This window comes from Streptomyces sp. NPDC127114 (assembly GCF_042677525.1).
Lineage (GTDB): Bacteria > Actinomycetota > Actinomycetes > Streptomycetales > Streptomycetaceae > Streptomyces.
Genome location: NZ_JBHXTJ010000001.1, coordinates 235003 through 250787, shown reverse-complemented (window position 1 = coordinate 250787; position 15785 = coordinate 235003). Strand labels below are relative to the sequence as shown.

Below are 15785 nucleotides of genomic sequence, written 5' to 3'. Positions count from 1 at the left end.
CTCGGAGGATCAGCGTGGGTGACCTGAAGCAGCACAGTCTCATCAAGGCCCAGGAGAGGCTCCGCGACCAGGTGGGCCACGCGCTGCGCGCCGCCCTGATAGCGGGCGAACTCCGGCCGGGCAGCGTCTACTCGGCGCCCGGCCTGGCCGCCGAGCTCGGCGTGTCGGCCACCCCGGTGCGGGAGGCGATGCTCGACCTCGCCCGCGAGGGCCTGGTCGAGCCCGTGCGCAACAAGGGCTTCCGGATCACCGAGGTCAGCGAGCGCGAGCTGGACCAGTGCACCGAGCTGCGCATGCTGATCGAGGTGCCCACCGTCGGCCGGGTCACCGAAATCGCCGGCCGGGAACAGCTGGAGGAACTGCGCCCGCTCGCCGAGGACATCGTCGTCAAGGCGCGCGAGCACAACCTCATCGGCTACCTGGAGGCCGACCGCCTCTTCCACCTCACGCTGCTCGGCCTGGCCGGGAACGACCGGCTCGTGGAGACCGTGGGCGACCTCCGCAAGCGCTCCCGGCTCTACGGGCTCACCGGCCTCGACGAGGCCGGCAAGCTGGTCTCCTCGGCGGAGGAACACCTGGAGCTGCTGGACCTGATGATCTCCGGCGACCGTCAGGCCGCCGAGGCCTGCATGCTGCGCCACCTCGGCCATGTCCGCTCGCTGTGGGCCGAGGCCCGCGACGAGCCGGTGGAGCGCCCCGCCGGCCGCCTCGGCCCCGTCCGCAAGAAGTGACCGCCGCGGTCCGGCGGGTCAGCGCAAGGACTGCCCGTACACGTGCTCCACGGGCATCCGCATGAGCACCCGCCGGTCGGCCACCATCACCGTGCGGTACTCCTCCCAGTCCGGGTGCTCGCCCGCGGCCAGCCGGTAGTACTCCACGAGCGCCTCGACCTCGGGCCCGTGCGGATCGGTCCCGGGGCCGATCAGCGTCACCGTGCCCTCGGCGGTCGCCCACGACCGGCCGTCCTCGCTGGTCACCTCCAGGGCGGCGCGCGGGTCACGGCGCAGGTTGGCCGTCTTGGCGCGGCCCTCGGTCATCGACACGTACAGCGTCTCCGTCTCCGGGTCGTAGTACGGCATCACCGGAGACAGCTGCGGACGGCCGTCCGCCTTGAGGGTGGCGAGCACGCCGAGCCGGCTCTTGGCGAGGAGGTCACGGGCGTCAAAGGATGTCGTCGTCATGTCCTCCTCCAAGTCCCGCACACCACTGGTTTGTTCCCGGCGCGAGCCCTTTGGTCCCGCCGGGCCCAGACCGGTCCCGCCCGGATCAGGCAGATCCCGCCGGGCCCAGACCGGTCCCGGCGGGCGCAGGCAGGCGCCGCCGGGCTCAGGCCGCTCTCGGCCGACCCAGGCCGGTCCCGCCCGGATCAGGCCGGTCCGTACGGGTACTGGACCTCGCCCACCACGTCCGTCGGCGCCGCCCCGTCCCAGTCCGGTTCGAGATACACCTCCCGCGCGGACGCGACGCAGACCTGCCCGTGTTCCCGCAGCCAGTCCTCCACCGCCGCGTAGGCGGTCAGGATCCGCGGATACGTCATCCCCTCCTTGGTGAGCCGCGTGGCCGCGACCCGGCGTGCCGGCTCGACCCGCAGCGACAGCGCGGCCCCGTGCCCGCCCTCGGCGGCGTAACGGGCGGCCGCCGCCGGGTCGGCGACCGGCACGCACACCTCGGCCGGGCCGTCGCTCTCCTCGCTCACCTCCGCGTGGTACGCCACGAACGGCGGGCCCGCGAAGCCCCCGCACCGCTCCGTCGCCGCGCGCGCGAGCCGGCCGAACGCCTCCGGGATCCACAGCGGCAGCTCCCCGGCGAGCACGTGCCTGCGCTCGCCGAGCACCGTCCGCTCCGGCACCTCCAGCGTCCTGATCTCGTACCTGTCCGTCGATTCCACCGTCTGCCCCTCTCCTGACGGACCGCCGGGTTCTCCCGACAGCCTGGCCCGGAGGTGGGCGACGAGCCCGCGCCGCGCGGCGACATCGCGTTCGACGTCCGCCCAGTAGCGGGCGAGGTCCGCGGCCGCCGCGGGACCCGACTCCTCGGCGAGCGCGAGCAACTCCCCGATCCGTGCGAGCGGCATGTCGAGCCCACGGAGCAGGGCGATCAGCCGTGCCCGCTCCACCTGCCCGGGCTCGTAGCTCCGGTAGCCCGTCGCCTCGTCCACGGACGCGGGAACGAGCAGCCCCAGCCGGTCGTACAGGCGCAGTGCCTTGGGCGAGAGCCGCGAGCGGGTCGCGAACTCCCCGATGGTCAGACGTGTCACTGCCTCATCCTCGTGCGCGCCCCTCGCCCGCCCCGCACGGGGGCTCCCTCCGGGTTCGCGACGAGCCTCGGCCCTGACCCAGGGGCAAGGTCAAGAACGAGGCCGGACGAGGGCCAGAGCGAGGCGAGGCCGGGAAGGCGGCCGGGACAGCAGCGCCTCCGTCACCGTCAGGGCCGTCGCCGCGCTCGCCAGACCGAGGACCGCGCCGGCCGCGACGTCACCGGGATAGTGGACACCCGTGTGGACGCGGGAGTAGCCCACGGCGCAGGCCAGCATGCCGAGCGGGGCCGCCGCGGGAGGCAGCACCACGCCCACGGCCGTGGCGAAGGCCACCGCCGAGGCGGTGTGCCCGGACGGGAACGAGGCCGAAGTCGGCATCCGCACATGCCGGTCCACCGTGACCCGGGCCGCCTCGCGGTCGGGCCGGGGGCGGCGGACCAGCCTCTTGCCGAGCAGGTTGCCGACGGCCGAGGCGACCGCGATCGCGCCGACCCCGGCCGCCGCCGCCCTCCGCGGACGCCCGCCGGGCAGCGCGAGGGCCGCGGCCACGGCGAGCGAGATCTTGGAGTGGTCGGCGGCGTGCGACAACCGGCGCAGCGCCCGGTCGAGCGCCGGCGTCGGCGTCGCGGCGACCGCAGCGTAGAGCGCGCCGTCCACCGCGCTGAGGTCGGCGAGCACCTCGCGGAGCGGCGATCGGTGCCGGTCCGTGCCGCCGGGCGGCGGGACGGACCCACCGGTGGCGGGCGGTTCAGCCATGGGAGCCTCCTCGACGGATACGGGGACCGAAGGCCAGCACCAGGATCCGGTACCAGTTGGTCGGCGGGGCGGCCGGCACCGTACCGGGCCGGTCGCGGGGGACGACGACGCGCAGCGCGCGCGGGCGGATGACGCAGACGACCGGGGTCGGCATGGTCAGCGCCTCGCCGTCGACCGCGACCGGCAGCGTGTCGGCGTCGGCGGTGACCTCCACCCGGTGCGCCGTCAGCACGTTCAGGCCGGTGGACTGCGAGCCGCGGACGGCGAGATCCGCCGCCTGCGCCACGCCCTCCACCCGGACGGCTATCACCCCGAGCAGGCCGCCGTCCAGACGGGGTCTGCGTCCGCCGCCGATCGGGTCGGGCGAGTTGTACGCGTTGTTGCTGACGAGCAGCGCCTGCTGGTCGCGCAGCGCGGTCCCGTCGGCGCGGGCGTCGAGGCGCCGCCCGGTGTCCGCGGCCAGCAGGTCCGGCATCATGCTCAGGGCCGTCCCCGCCTTCGCGTCGCGGTACTCGGGGCGCTGCACGACATCCGCGTACACGCCGAACGAGACCGTGTTGACGAACGGCCGCCCGCCGACGTCACCGAGGTCGATCCGCAGTTCCTCGCCGTCGACGAGGGCGTCCAGACAACGGGACGGATCGGAGCGGTCGAGGCCCAGGTCCATGGCCAGGTGGTTACGGGTGCCCGCGCTGATCACCAGGAAGGGCAGGTCGTGCTCGGCCGCCACCGCGGCCACCAGCGCCTGGGTGCCGTCACCGCCCGCGACGCCCAGCAGGTCGGCGCCCTCCGCGACCGCCGCCCGGGCGATAGCGGTGACGTCGACGGGCTCCTCGCCGGGGGCCGGCGGGTCGAGCAGCACGACCTTCGCGCCGAGCCGCTCCGCCTTCTCGACCAGCTCGAACCGGCCGACCTTGCCGCCGCCCGACTGCGGGTTCATCACCAGCACGGGCCGCCGGGGCCGCGCCGCCGGCCGGACGCGCCGGCTGCGCCGGGGATGGCGCAGCGCGGACCGCGCGCAGAACAGGGCCCCGGCCCACAGCAGCAGCGAGGTCAGGGCGGAGCGCCACAGACCGCGGTCGACGTAGAGGAGCAGCACGGCGACCGGTGTGGCCGCGGCGAGCAGCGCGCCCAGGAGGCGCACCGGTCCACGGTGGGCGAGGAACCACCACACGCCCGCGGCGCACAGCGCCAGTCCCGCCAGACCGCTCGCGACGATCACCAGTCCGCCGCTGCCGAACGGCACGAAGAGCGAGACCACCGCGAGGGCGGCGGCGAGCAGCGCGCACCGCGCGAACAGGCGGGGCCGCGTCCGCCTTCGTACCCGATCGCGGTCCTCCGTGCTCACGTCAGCCCTCCCGGGTCCGTGGTCCCCGCCCCAGCGTGGGGCTTCGCCGTACGTCGTACCGTCCGCGCGGAGCCGTTCGGGTGATGCCTCGGCGGGTTGCCCGCGCGTGTGCGTCCGGATCGTCCGGATACCGATTGTGGCACGGCCGGATTGACGACAAGATCGTTCGGGTGCGTGATGATGCGAAGCTCTCCGACGGGTTCGTCACCCTGTCGCCGCTCGACCCCGCCGACGCGGCCCGCCTCCCCCTTGCCGCTCCGTCACCTCCCGGTGCCTCCTGGCGCGTCCACGGGCCCGCGCGCACCTTCGCCGTCCTGGCCGGGCGGCTGCTCGGCGCCGTCCAGGTGCGCCCGGCCGCCCCGGAGCCGGGGGACCTCGGGGGCCTCGCGGGCCACGACGTCGACCTGAGCTACGTCCTCGCGCCGGAGGCCCGCGGCCGCGGCTTCGCGACCCGGGCCGTCCTCCTCTCCTGCGACCACGCCCGCGCCGAGGGCGCCCGCCGCGCCGTGATCGTCACCGCCGCCGGGCACACGACCGCGTCCGCCGTCGCCCGGCGGGCGGGCTTCGCGCACCGGGGGCAGATCAGCCACGCGGACGGCACCCTCCTCGACTGGTACGTCAGGCCGCTCGACCGGCCGTAAGAGGCGTCGCCCCGGCACCGATCAGCCGGAGCGGAAACGGCCGGACCGGAAGCGACCTGACCGGCAGCGGCCGGACCAGCAGGGGCCGGCCCGGCGCGCGTTCAGGCCAGGATCCCGCTGCCGTGCGGGGCGTACAGGTCGAGCAGACGGACCCGGGTGACCTGGAGGCGGTGGGCGAGGATCTGGCCGACCCAGAACATCACCGAGGAGCCGAACATGGGGTCCGTGCGGCACATCGAGCGCACCGCCGCCCCGTCGAACTCGTACGCCCTGACCGGCGTCATCGCCTCGGCACCGGACTGGCACAGATACGGGGGGAACAGCCACGACAGGCCCACCAGCTCGCCGTGCCGCAGCGTCTCGATGACCGGCGACCCGCGCCCCGGCACCTTGGCGTCCAGGGTGACCGCGCCCGTCTTCACGATCCAGAACCGGTCCGCGCGGTCCTGCTCCTCGAACAGCCGGTGACCGGCCTCGAAGTACACGTCCTCGGCGAAGGCCATGAGCCGCTCCCGGTGCTCGGGCGGCAGCGTACTGACCTTGGGTGCGGCGGTGCTCATGACGGCCTCCTCGGAGCTGCGGGGGTGCGTCCCGACTCCAGTGTCCGCCGCACGCCCGCCGTACGCCGACACCGCACCGGCCCGTCACACGGACGCCGCACGCGTCCCCACGACCGCCGGACCGCCGGTGGCGAGGCCGTCACCCTGCGCTTACGGTGAAGGCGTCCCGGCGTGCGCTCACCAGGCGCAAGGCGGAGCATGAACGTGGGGAGGAAGCGCCGACACGGGGGCGGACCCAGGAGGGTGCCATGGCCGTCCCGCAAGGGGGCGACGCACTCGTCGTCCTCGAAGACGTCGACAAGCACTTCGGCACGCTCCACGTGCTCCAGTCCATCGACCTCACCATCCACCGCGGGGAGGTCGTGGTCGTCATCGGGCCGTCCGGGTCCGGCAAGTCCACGCTCTGCCGTGCCATCAACCGCCTGGAGACCATCGACTCCGGCACGATCACCATCGACGGGAAACCGCTGCCGGCCGAAGGGAAGGCACTCGCCGCGCTCCGCGCCGACGTCGGCATGGTCTTCCAGTCCTTCAACCTCTTCGCGCACAAGACGGTGCTGGCCAACGTCACCCTCGGTCAGATCAAGGTCCGCAAGACGGACCGCAGGAAGGCCGAGGAGCGCGCCCGCACGCTGCTGCAGCGGGTCGGGGTGGCCAACCAGGCGGACAAGTACCCGGCGCAGCTGTCCGGAGGGCAGCAGCAGCGCGTGGCGATCGCCCGCGCGCTCGCGATGGAACCGAAGGTGATGCTGTTCGACGAGCCGACGTCGGCGCTCGACCCGGAGATGATCAACGAGGTCCTGGAGGTCATGCAGCAGCTGGCCAGGGACGGCATGACCATGGTGGTCGTCACCCATGAGATGGGCTTCGCCCGTTCGGCGGCCAACCGCGTGGTCTTCATGGCCGACGGCAGGATCGTCGAGTCGGCCCCGCCGGACGAGTTCTTCGGCAACCCGCGCAGCGAGCGCGCCAAGGACTTCCTGTCCAAGATCCTCAAGCACTGACCGGACCGCGGACCGCACCACCGACCCGACCCGCACCACCGACCGACCCCTACCACCGTGATCAGCGTGGAGTGATGACCATGAACCCGCTCAGGAACCGCAGGCTCACCATCGCCGCGGCCGCCGCGATCGTCCTCTCCTTCACCGGCGCCGCGTGCAGCGACGACGGTGACGGCGGGTCGGGCGGCGGAGACGGCGACAAGATCACCGTCGGCATCAAGTTCGACCAGCCCGGTCTCGGGCTCAAGACGCCGGACGGCAAGTACACCGGTCTCGACGTGGACGTGGCGACGTACGTCGCCAAGGAACTCGGCCACGACCCGGGCGACATCGTGTGGAAGGAGGCGAAGAGCGCCGACCGCGAGACGCTGCTGCAGCGCGGCGACGTCGACTTCATCGCCGCCACCTACTCGATCACCGACAAGCGGGCCGAGAAGGTCGACTTCGCCGGTCCCTACCTGCTCGCCCACCAGGACGTGCTGATCCGCGCCGACGACAACTCCATCACCAAGCCGGCCGACCTCAACAACAAGAAGCTCTGCTCGGTGACCGGCTCCACCTCCGCGCAGAACGTCAAGACGAAGCTCGCCCCGCAGGCCCAGCTCCAGGAGTACGGCGGCTACTCCGAGTGCCTGACCGGCCTGGAGAACAAGGTCATCGACGCCCTGACCACCGACGACACGATCCTCGCGGGTTACGCGGCGCAGCCCGAGTTCAAGGGCAAGTTCAAGCTCGGCGGCTTCAAGATGAGCAACGAGAACTACGGCATCGGCGTCCAGAAGGGCAGCGAACTCAAGGCGCAGATCAACAAGGCGCTGGAGAAGATGGTCGCCGACGGCTCCTGGCAGGCCGCCGTGGACAAGAACCTCGGACCCGCCGGATACAAGAACGAACCCGCCCCGAAGATCGGCGTCGTCGTTCAGTGAGCAGGCCGCCGTGTTCGACTTCCTCGAGGGCTACGACATCCTGGGAGCGTTCTGGACCACGGTCCAGCTGACGTTCTACTCCGCGATCGGCTCCCTGGTCTGGGGGACGCTGCTGGCCGCCATGCGGGTCAGCCCCGTCCCCCTCATGCGGGGCTTCGGCACCGTCTACGTCAACGTCGTCCGCAACATCCCGCTCACCGTCATCATCGTCTTCACCTCGCTCGGCCTCTTCCAGACCCTCGGCGTCAGCCTCGGCGCCAAGGACTTCACCTCCATCAACTTCCGGCTCGCCGTCCTCGGCCTCATCGCCTACACCTCCGCCTTCGTGTGCGAGGCACTGCGCTCCGGCATCAACACCGTGCCGCTCGGCCAGGTCGAGGCCGCCCGCGCGATCGGACTCAACTTCACCCAGACGCTGCGGCTGATCGTGCTGCCCCAGGCCTTCCGCTCGGTCGTCGGCCCGCTCACCAACGTCCTGATCGCCCTGACCAAGAACACCACGGTCGCCGCGGCCATCGGCGTCGCCGAAGCGGCCCTGCTGATGCGCGAGATGATCGAGAACGAGGCCCAGCTGATCCTCATCTCCGCGATCTTCGCCTTCGGCTTCATCTGCCTCACCCTGCCCACCGGACTGTTCCTCGGCTGGGTCGCCAAGAAGGTGGCGGTGAAACGATGAAGGAGAAGCCCACCGTCCTCTACGACGTCCCCGGTCCACGCGCCCGCCGCCGCAACGTGCTCTACACCGTGCTGTTCCTCGTCGCCGTGGCGGCGGTCGTCTGGTGGGTGGTGGACAGCCTCGCCGCCAAGAACCAGCTCGAGGGCGAGAAGTGGGAGCCGTTCTTCACCGACCCCCGGGTCTGGAACACGTACATCCTGCCGGGCCTGAAGAACACCGTGATCGCCGCCGCCCTCGCCATGGTCATCGCCCTGCCGCTGGGTGCGCTGTTCGGCATCGCCCGGCTCTCCGACCACGCCTGGGTGCGGGCGGCGGCCGGCACGGTCGTGGAGTTCTTCCGCGCCATCCCGGTCCTGATCCTGATGCTCTTCGCCAACGCCGCCTATTCGGAGTTCACCGACGTCAGCCCCGAGACGCGGCCCCTGTACGCGGTCGTCACCGGCCTCGTCCTCTACAACGCGTCCGTGCTCGCCGAGGTCGTCCGCGCGGGCATCCTCGCCCTGCCGTCCGGGCAGACCGACGCGGCCAAGGCGATCGGCATGCGCAAGGGCCAGACCATGACGAACGTGCTGCTGCCGCAGTCGGTCACGGCCATGCTGCCGGCCCTCGTCAGCCAGCTCGTCGTCATCGTGAAGGACACCGCGCTCGGCGGCGCGATGCTCGGCTTCTCCGAGCTCCTCGCCTCCGTCCGCCCGATGAGCGCCAACTACGGGGCGAACACCATCGCCTCCTTCACGATCGTGGCCGTCGTCTTCGTCGTCCTCAACTTCCTCCTCACCTCCTTCGCCTCCTGGCTGGAGGGCCGCCTGCGCCGCGGCAAGAGGACCACCGGCGCGGTGGTGGGCGTCGAGGCGGTGGAGGAACTCGCCCGCCCGGGCGAACACCCACCGGAACCGGGCGAACGGAAGTGAGGAAGCCGGATACGGCGACGCCGGCCGGGGGCGCCGGCGCGCGGTGAGGGAGGCGGCCCGGCCTCCCTCGGCCGGGACCCGGCTGCCCGCGTGGCGGGGGCGGGGCCCGGGCCGCGCCCTGCCGGGGCTCGGCGCCTGGGCTTGAGGGAGGGGGTCCAGCCCTCCGACCGGAGGTCGGCGACCGGTCGGGCTCGGCGCCCGGGCGTGGGGAGGCGGGGTCGGCCCTCCGGCCGGAGCCGGCGACCGGCGGGAGCGGAGTCGGCCGCTTCGAGCGGAGGGGGGACCGGTCCGGGAGGGCCGGCCTTTTTCGGCCGGGCTGACGGGTCCTCGGCCGGGGGAGGGCGGAGGGCGGCCGTGAGGGAGGCGGAGGCGGGGTGCGCCCGGCCGGGAGACCGGCGGGGGCTCTTGCCGTCGTCGGCGGGCCGGTCCGTCGGACGGGTCCGTGCGGCGTGCTCAGCCGGAGCCCCCGCTCTGCCGAGAATGCAGGGCATGAGCGACACGCCGCCCGCAGCCCGTCCGCCGTCCACGTCCTCCCCGCCGACCAGCCGCACCGACCGGCTGCTCGCCGCGCTCGCCGGGATCCTCGCCGGGTACGGCGGACTCGCGGCCGCCGCGCTCGTCGCCGTCCTGGTGCGGCCCGAGGCCGGGCCGGTGCCGGCCGTCGGGGACGCCGTCGTCGACCTCACGTCGACCGCCGTCAAGGAATGGGCGATCCGGACGTTCGGCGAGAGCGACAAGGCCGTCCTGGAGTTCGGCATCCTGGTGCTGCTCGCCGCCCTCGCGGCCGCCCTCGGCCGGCTCGCCCTGCGCAGCACGGCCGCCGCGCTCGCCGGCGTCGCCGTGGTCGGTGCCGTCGGGGCGCTCGCCGCCGTCACCCGGCCCGACTCCGAGTCGGCGAGTGACGCGCTGCCCTCGCTCGTGGGCGCGGCCACGGCCGCCGCCCTGCTGTACCTCCTGGTTTGGCGGCTCACCCGGCCGCGCCCGGCCGCCGCCGGGAGAGCGGGCCGGCGCGGCTTCCTCGTCGCCGCGACGGGCGTGGCGGCGGGCGCCACCGGCGCCCTGGTCCTCGGCCACACCGTGGGCTCCACGCGCTCCGAGCACGCCACGGCCTCCCGCAACGCCCTGCGGCTGCCCCGGCCGGCCTCGCCCGCGCCCGCCGTACCACCCGGAGCCCAGCTCCCGGTCGACGGCATCAGCCCCTTCGTGACCCCGAACCGCGACTTCTACCGGGTCGACACCGCCCTCGTCGTCCCACGCGTCGACGCCGGCACCTGGCGGCTGCGGATCCACGGCAGGGGCGTGGCCCGCGAGCGCGTCCTCACGCTGTCCGAGCTGTTGCGCCGCGAGGTGATCGAGCGCGACATCACCCTCGCCTGCGTCTCCAACGAGGTCGGCGGGCCGCTCGTCGGCAACGCCCGCTGGCTCGGCGTCCGCCTCGCCGACCTGCTGCGCGAGTGCGGCGTGCGGCCGCCCTCGGCCGGCGGGCCCGCCGACCAGCTCGTCGCCCGCTCCGTCGACGGCATGACCATCGGCACGCCGGTGGAGGACGTCATGGACGGCCGCGACGCCCTGCTCGCCTTCGGCATGAACGGCGAGCCGCTGCCCTTCGCGCACGGCTTCCCGGTGCGCATGCTCGTCCCCGGCCTCTACGGCTACGTGTCGGCCTGCAAGTGGATCTCGTCGGTGGAGCTCACCACCTTCGACGCGTACGACGCCTACTGGGTGCCGCGCGGCTGGGCCGCCCAGGCCCCGGTCAAGACCCAGTCGCGGATCGACACGCCCCGCGCCTTCGGCCGCGTGACCGCGGGGACGGTCGCCGTCGCCGGAGTCGCCTGGGCCCAGCACCGGGGCATCTCGCGGGTCCAGGTACGGGTCGACGAAGGGCCCTGGCAGGATGCCGAGCTCGGTGCCGAGGACAGCCGCGACACCTGGCGCCAGTGGCTCTACCGCTGGCCGGCCGCCCCCGGCCGGTACACCCTGACCGTGCGCGCCACCGACGGCACCGGCGCCGTGCAGACCGAGCGGCGCACCGGCACGATGCCGGACGGCGCGACCGGCCTCCACTCCGTCGTCGTCACCGTCGACGCGGCGTGAGGGGCCGGGCGGGGCCGCCGCGTGGTGTCCGGCCGGCTTGCCGTCCGGCCGTCCGGCTGGCCGTCCGGCCGAAGAGCCGTCGGACTGACCGTCCGGCTGACCGGCTGACCGGCTGACCGGCTGACTGGCCGACCGGCCAACCTGCCGACGAGCCGAGGTGGGAGGCCCCCACGTCGGCCACGCCGTGACGGGAGGCCCCCGCCCGGCAGGGCCGAGCTCGCCCCGGATGCCCTCCGGCCCCCGGATGCCCCCCGCCCCCGAACGGCGCACCATGAAGACATGGACGGCACACCCGAGTTCGGCGAACTCAGCGCGCCGAGCCGCGTCGCCGGGCCCGACGAGGGGATCAGCACCGCCGAGCTCGCCCTCGCCGCCCGGAACCACGGGCTGCCCCTCGAAGCCCTGCGCTACGACACCAGCCCGCCCGGCCTCCACTACGTCCTGGTCCACTACGACATCCCGGCCGCCGACGCCGAGGACTGGCGGCTCACCGTCGACGGCCTGGTCGACCGGCCGCTCTCGCTCGGCCTCGCGGCGCTGCGCGAGCGACCCGCCGTCACCCACCGCGTCACCCTGGAATGCGCCGGCAACGGCCGGGCCCGGCTCGCGCCCCGCCCCGTCAGCCAGCCCTGGCTGGTCGAGGCCGTCGGGACGGCCGACTGGACCGGCGTCCCGCTGGCCACGCTGCTCGCCGAGGCGGGCGTCCGCGAAGGGGCCGTCGACGTCGTGTTCACCGGCGCCGACCACGGCGTCGAGCGCGGCAGCGAGCAGGACTACCGCCGCGCCCTGCCCCTCACGGTCGCCGCAGATCCGGCCCGCGCGGTGCTCGTGGCGTACGCGATGAACGGCGCACCACTGCCGCCCCAGCACGGCAGCCCGCTGCGCCTGGTCGTGCCCGGCTGGTACGGGATGGCCTCCGTGAAGTGGCTGCGCGCGGTCACCGTCACCGACACCCCGTTCACCGGCTTCCAGCAGACCGTCGCCTACCGCTTCCGGCAGCGCGCGGACGAGCCCGGCGAGCCGGTGACCGTCATCGCGCCCCGCGCCCTGATGATCCCGCCGGGCTTCCCCGACTTCATGACCCGCGCCCGGGTCGTCCGCCCGGGGCCGGTGCCGCTCACGGGCCGCGCCTGGTCGGGGCACGCGCCCGTCGTGCGCGTCGAGCTCAGCGACGACGGCGAGGAGAGCTGGACCGACACCGAGGTCGTCGCCGATCCCGAGCGGCCCTGGGCCTGGGCGGCCTGGCGCACCACCTGGACGGCGACCCCCGGCACGCACGTGCTCGCCGTCCGCGCCACCGACGCCGCAGGCCACACCCAGCCGCTCACGGCCCCCTGGAACCGGGGCGGCTTCGGGAACAACCTGGTCCAGCGGGTCGAGGTGCACTGCCTGCCGTAGCCGCGCCGGTTCCGTAACCGCGTCCGCTTCTGTAGCCGCGCCCGCTCCTGTAGCCACACCAGGGCCAGGCTCCGACAACCGTGCCCCGCTCCGACAGCGGTGCCTGGCTCCGCCCGTGCCAGGGGTGCCGTACCCGCCCGCCCCGGTCCCCTCCGAGCCCGGGTTAGAGTCGTCCGCGGACGTCCGTCGCCGCACACCACCGCATGACCGAGGAGCATTCCGTGACCGACCCGGAGACCACCGCCCTGCAGCAGCAGATCGCCCGGGAGCTGGAGGTCTCCGAGACCTTCGACCCGACCGCGGAGATCGAGCGCCGGGTGGCCTTCCTCACCGAGCGCCTCACCTCCACCGGGCTGCGCTGCCTGGTCCTCGGCATCAGCGGCGGCGTCGACTCCACCACCACCGGCCGGCTCTGCCAGCTCGCCGTCGAGCGGGCCCGCGCGGCCGGCCACGACGCCACCTTCTACGCCATGCGCCTCCCGTACGGCGTCCAGGCGGACGAGCACGACGCCCAGCTCGCCCTCGACTTCATCCGGGCCGACCACGTCCTCACGGTGGACATCAGGCCGGCCAGCGACGCCGCCCTCGACGCGACCGTGGCCGCGGGCGTCGTCTTCCGCGACGCGCACCACCAGGACTTCGTGCACGGCAACATCAAGGCCCGGCAGCGGATGATCGCCCAGTACGCCGTCGCCGGCGCGTACGACGGACTCGTCGTCGGCACCGACCACGCGGCCGAGGCGGTCTCCGGCTTCTTCACCAAGCACGGCGACGGCGCCGCCGACGTCGTGCCGCTCACCGGCCTGACCAAGCGCCGCGTGCGCGCCGTCGCGGACGAGCTCGGTGCCCCCGCCGAACTGGTCTGGAAGACGCCGACGGCCGACCTGGAGACCCTGGACCCGGGCAAGCCCGACGAGGACGCCCTCGGCGTCACCTACGACGAGATCGACGACTTCCTGGAGGGCAAGCCGGTCGGCGACGCCGCCTTCGCGTCGATCGTCCGCCGTTACGAGCTCACCGACCACAAGCGCCGCCTGCCGATCGCGCCCTGAACCCCTGCCCGGAGCCCACCGGGCGCTCCGCGGCCGCCCGTCACCCCCGGGTGACGGGCGGGGGACCATCCGGCCGTTTCCGCGTGGCGGGGGCGGCCGGGCGAGCGGGCGGTGGTGTGCCCTGAGGTGACGTCAGCAGACGCACCACCGAAGGGAGAACCACCCGTGTTGTTCGGCAGCACCCCGGCATTCAGCAGCTTCTCGGTCGACGACCTCGACGCGGCCCGCGCCTTCTACGGCGACACGCTCGGTCTTCAGGCGGGCGAGGAGGGGTCCGGCGACATGCGCATGCTGTTCCTCACCCTCGCCGGCGGCGCGAAGGTCCTGGTCTACCCGAAGGGCGACCAGCACAGCCCGGCGAGCTTCACCGTCCTCAACTTCCAGGTCGACGACATCGAGGCCGCCGTCGACGCCCTGAAGGACAAGGGCGTCGAGTTCCAGCGCTACCCGGGCTTCGAGTTCGACGACAAGGGCATCTGCCGGGACACCCACGGCCCGGCCATCGCCTGGTTCACCGACCCGGCGAAGAACGTCATCGCGGTGCTCCAGGACTGACCCCGGCCCTGTGCGGCGGCGTACCACCGTCATGTGATCCACTGGCCCGGCGGGGGTGTCGGACACGGGCGTCCGAGGGCGGGTCCCATACGGGCGTCCGAGACGGGTGTCCGGCATGGCAGGCTCCCCACGGGCGTCCGACACGGGTGTCCGCCGCACGGGTGTCCCACACGGCGGGTCCCGGACACGGGGCCCGGTGTCACGAACAGGAGCAGGAAGCCTTGTCCACGTACCGTCAGCCCGGGCTCGTCCTCACGGACCGCCGCTTCACCGTCCCCCTCGACCACGAGCGCCCCGACGGCGAGACGATCGAGCTCTACGGACGCGAGGTCGTCGCGAGCGACAAGGCGCACCGGACCGACCTGCCCTGGCTGCTGTACCTGGAGGGCGGACCCGGCTTCGGCGCGCGCCGGTTCATCGGACCGCAGGCCTGGCTGGGCCGGGCCGTGAAGGAGTTCCGCGTCCTCCTGCTCGACCAGCGCGGCACCGGACACTCCACGCCGGCCAACCGGCAGACCCTGCCGCTGCGCGGCACCCCGGCGGAGCAGGCCGCCTACCTCGCCCACTTCCGTGCCGACTCCATCGTCAGGGACTGCGAGCTGCTGCGCCGCGAACTCACCGGCGGCGCCCCCTGGACCGTCCTCGGCCAGAGCTTCGGCGGCTTCTGCGCCACCCACTACCTGTCCACCGCGCCCGAGGGACTGGCGACCGTCCTCGTCACCGGCGGACTGCCGTCGCTGCACGCCACCGCCGACGAGGTCTACCGGGCCGCGTACCCGCGGATCCGGCGCAAGAACGAGGCCCACTACGCCCGCTACCCCGACGACGTCGAGCGGGTCCGCCGCATCGCCGCCCACCTCCACGAGCACGAGGTCTCCCTGCCGGGCGGCGGCACGCTCACCCCCGAGGCCTTCCAGTCCCTCGGCATCCTCCTCGGCGGCGGCAGCGGCAGCCACCAGCTCCACCTGCTCCTGGAGGAGGCCTTCGTGCCGACCGCGGCCGGTCCCGCGCTGTCCGACGCCTTCCTCGAGGACGTGCAGGCCCAGCTCTCGTACGCGGGACACCCGCTGTACGCCGTGCTCCACGAGGCCATCTACGCCCAGGGCCCGAGCCGCGGCCACGGCCCGACCGACTGGGCCGCGCAGCGCGTGCGGACCGAGTTCCCCGAGTTCGACGCGGCGAAGGCGCTCGCCGGCGACGGTCCCGTCCTCCTCACCGGCGAGAGCATCCACCCCTGGCACTTCACCACCGACCCGGCGCTGCGCCCGCTGCGCGAGACCGCCGGACACCTCGCCGCCCGCGCCGACTGGGCGCCGCTCTACGACCCGGCGCGGCTCGCCGCCAACGAGGTGCCGGTCGCCGCGGCCGTCTACCACGACGACATGTACGTGGACACCGCCCACTCCCTCGAGACGGCGCGGGCGATCCGGGGCCTGCGCACCTGGGTCACCGACGAGTTCGAGCACGACGGCGTGCGGGCCGGCGGACCGCGCGTCCTCGACCGGCTCCTCGCTCTCGTCCGCGACGAGCTCTGACGGAACCGGCCACTCCGCGTCCGGGGAGCGCTCCCCGGACGCGGGGGCGGCGGGCGCGGCCGCGCCCCGGCG

Annotated in this window: 16 protein-coding genes; 11 read left to right on the top strand and 5 right to left on the bottom strand. The window is 73.9% G+C overall.

All coding sequences use genetic code 11. The features are described 5' to 3' along the window. The first annotated feature begins 14 nt into the window (after window positions 1-14). Window positions 15-731, top strand: a complete 717-nt coding sequence (locus ACFVGS_RS01110) for a GntR family transcriptional regulator (RefSeq protein ID WP_384409412.1) — start codon at window positions 15-17, stop codon at window positions 729-731. Window positions 732-749: 18 nt separating this feature from the next. Here the strand turns inward: ACFVGS_RS01110 and ACFVGS_RS01105 are convergent, their stop codons facing one another. From ACFVGS_RS01105 to ACFVGS_RS01090, 4 genes are all read right to left on the bottom strand, one after another. After that, window positions 750-1181, bottom strand: a complete 432-nt coding sequence (locus ACFVGS_RS01105) for a PPOX class F420-dependent oxidoreductase (protein WP_384409410.1) — start codon at window positions 1179-1181, stop codon at window positions 750-752. A gap of 185 nt (window positions 1182-1366) precedes the next feature. After that, window positions 1367-2257: a MerR family transcriptional regulator gene (locus ACFVGS_RS01100; RefSeq protein WP_385689111.1), complete on the bottom strand. Its 891-nt coding sequence runs from the start codon at window positions 2255-2257 to the stop codon at window positions 1367-1369. Between the two features lie 90 nt (window positions 2258-2347). After that, window positions 2348-3013, bottom strand: a complete 666-nt coding sequence (locus ACFVGS_RS01095; RefSeq protein ID WP_384409406.1) for a phosphatase PAP2 family protein — start codon at window positions 3011-3013, stop codon at window positions 2348-2350. Further along, window positions 3006-4361 carry a diacylglycerol/lipid kinase family protein gene (locus ACFVGS_RS01090; protein WP_384409404.1) on the bottom strand — a complete coding sequence of 452 codons (1356 nt, stop codon included), beginning with the start codon at window positions 4359-4361 and terminating at the stop codon, window positions 3006-3008. Before ACFVGS_RS01090 ends, ACFVGS_RS01095 begins: the two co-directional genes overlap by 8 nt. A 170-nt stretch (window positions 4362-4531) precedes the next feature. Here ACFVGS_RS01090 and ACFVGS_RS01085 point away from each other — a divergent pair, with 170 nt between their 5' ends. After that, a complete protein-coding gene (locus tag ACFVGS_RS01085; protein WP_384409402.1) occupies window positions 4532-5002 on the top strand; it encodes a GNAT family N-acetyltransferase in 471 nt (156 codons plus the stop codon). A gap of 101 nt (window positions 5003-5103) precedes the next feature. On the opposite strand, the gene ACFVGS_RS01080 is transcribed toward ACFVGS_RS01085, so the two are convergent. Continuing rightward, window positions 5104-5562 carry a Crp/Fnr family transcriptional regulator gene (locus tag ACFVGS_RS01080; RefSeq protein ID WP_384409400.1) on the bottom strand — a complete coding sequence of 153 codons (459 nt, stop codon included), beginning with the start codon at window positions 5560-5562 and terminating at the stop codon, window positions 5104-5106. Window positions 5563-5810: 248 nt separating this feature from the next. Between ACFVGS_RS01080 and ACFVGS_RS01075 the strand changes: the two genes are divergently transcribed. From ACFVGS_RS01075 to ACFVGS_RS01035, 9 genes are all read left to right on the top strand, one after another. Further along, complete coding sequence (locus tag ACFVGS_RS01075; RefSeq protein WP_384409398.1) at window positions 5811-6566, top strand: amino acid ABC transporter ATP-binding protein; 756 nt, start codon at window positions 5811-5813, stop codon at window positions 6564-6566. Window positions 6567-6640: 74 nt separating this feature from the next. Continuing rightward, window positions 6641-7492 (top strand): glutamate ABC transporter substrate-binding protein, encoded by an 852-nt coding sequence (locus ACFVGS_RS01070; RefSeq protein ID WP_384409396.1) that lies wholly within the window; start codon window positions 6641-6643, stop codon window positions 7490-7492. Window positions 7493-7502: 10 nt separating this feature from the next. Further along, window positions 7503-8168: an amino acid ABC transporter permease gene (locus tag ACFVGS_RS01065; RefSeq protein WP_384409394.1), complete on the top strand. Its 666-nt coding sequence runs from the start codon at window positions 7503-7505 to the stop codon at window positions 8166-8168. Beyond that, on the top strand, window positions 8165-9079 hold the full coding sequence (locus ACFVGS_RS01060) for an amino acid ABC transporter permease (protein WP_384409392.1): 915 nt from the start codon (window positions 8165-8167) through the stop codon (window positions 9077-9079). The genes ACFVGS_RS01065 and ACFVGS_RS01060 overlap by 4 nt, the downstream gene beginning before the upstream one ends. A gap of 489 nt (window positions 9080-9568) precedes the next feature. After that, a complete protein-coding gene (locus tag ACFVGS_RS01055) occupies window positions 9569-11173 on the top strand; it encodes a molybdopterin-dependent oxidoreductase (RefSeq protein ID WP_385689104.1) in 1605 nt (534 codons plus the stop codon). Between the two features lie 279 nt (window positions 11174-11452). Then, window positions 11453-12571: a sulfite oxidase gene (locus ACFVGS_RS01050; protein WP_385689101.1), complete on the top strand. Its 1119-nt coding sequence runs from the start codon at window positions 11453-11455 to the stop codon at window positions 12569-12571. 203 nt (window positions 12572-12774) lie between these two features. Further along, window positions 12775-13623, top strand: coding sequence for an ammonia-dependent NAD(+) synthetase (nadE, locus tag ACFVGS_RS01045; protein ID WP_384409385.1), 849 nt, complete (start codon window positions 12775-12777; stop codon window positions 13621-13623). 168 nt (window positions 13624-13791) lie between these two features. Next, on the top strand, window positions 13792-14178 hold the full coding sequence (locus ACFVGS_RS01040) for a VOC family protein (RefSeq protein WP_385689508.1): 387 nt from the start codon (window positions 13792-13794) through the stop codon (window positions 14176-14178). Between the two features lie 221 nt (window positions 14179-14399). Continuing rightward, entirely contained in the window at window positions 14400-15713 is a 1314-nt protein-coding gene (locus ACFVGS_RS01035) for an alpha/beta fold hydrolase (protein WP_384409383.1), read from the top strand. Window positions 15714-15785 lie beyond the last annotated feature (72 nt).

Excerpts from the sequence above, each read along its gene's own strand:
- ACFVGS_RS01055 (WP_385689104.1), top strand. The coding sequence starts at position 9,569 with ATGAGCGACACGCCGCCCGCAGCCCGTCCGCCGTCCACGTCCTCCCCG.
- ACFVGS_RS01070 (WP_384409396.1), top strand. The coding sequence starts at position 6,641 with ATGACCATGAACCCGCTCAGGAACCGCAGGCTCACCATCGCCGCGGCC.
- ACFVGS_RS01095 (WP_384409406.1), bottom strand. The coding sequence starts at position 3,013 with ATGGCTGAACCGCCCGCCACCGGTGGGTCCGTCCCGCCGCCCGGCGGC.
- ACFVGS_RS01060 (WP_384409392.1), top strand. The coding sequence starts at position 8,165 with ATGAAGGAGAAGCCCACCGTCCTCTACGACGTCCCCGGTCCACGCGCC.
- nadE (WP_384409385.1), top strand. The coding sequence starts at position 12,775 with ATGACCGAGGAGCATTCCGTGACCGACCCGGAGACCACCGCCCTGCAG.
- ACFVGS_RS01105 (WP_384409410.1), bottom strand. The coding sequence starts at position 1,181 with ATGACGACGACATCCTTTGACGCCCGTGACCTCCTCGCCAAGAGCCGG.
- ACFVGS_RS01050 (WP_385689101.1), top strand. The coding sequence starts at position 11,453 with ATGGACGGCACACCCGAGTTCGGCGAACTCAGCGCGCCGAGCCGCGTC.
- ACFVGS_RS01075 (WP_384409398.1), top strand. The coding sequence starts at position 5,811 with ATGGCCGTCCCGCAAGGGGGCGACGCACTCGTCGTCCTCGAAGACGTC.
- ACFVGS_RS01080 (WP_384409400.1), bottom strand. The coding sequence starts at position 5,562 with ATGAGCACCGCCGCACCCAAGGTCAGTACGCTGCCGCCCGAGCACCGG.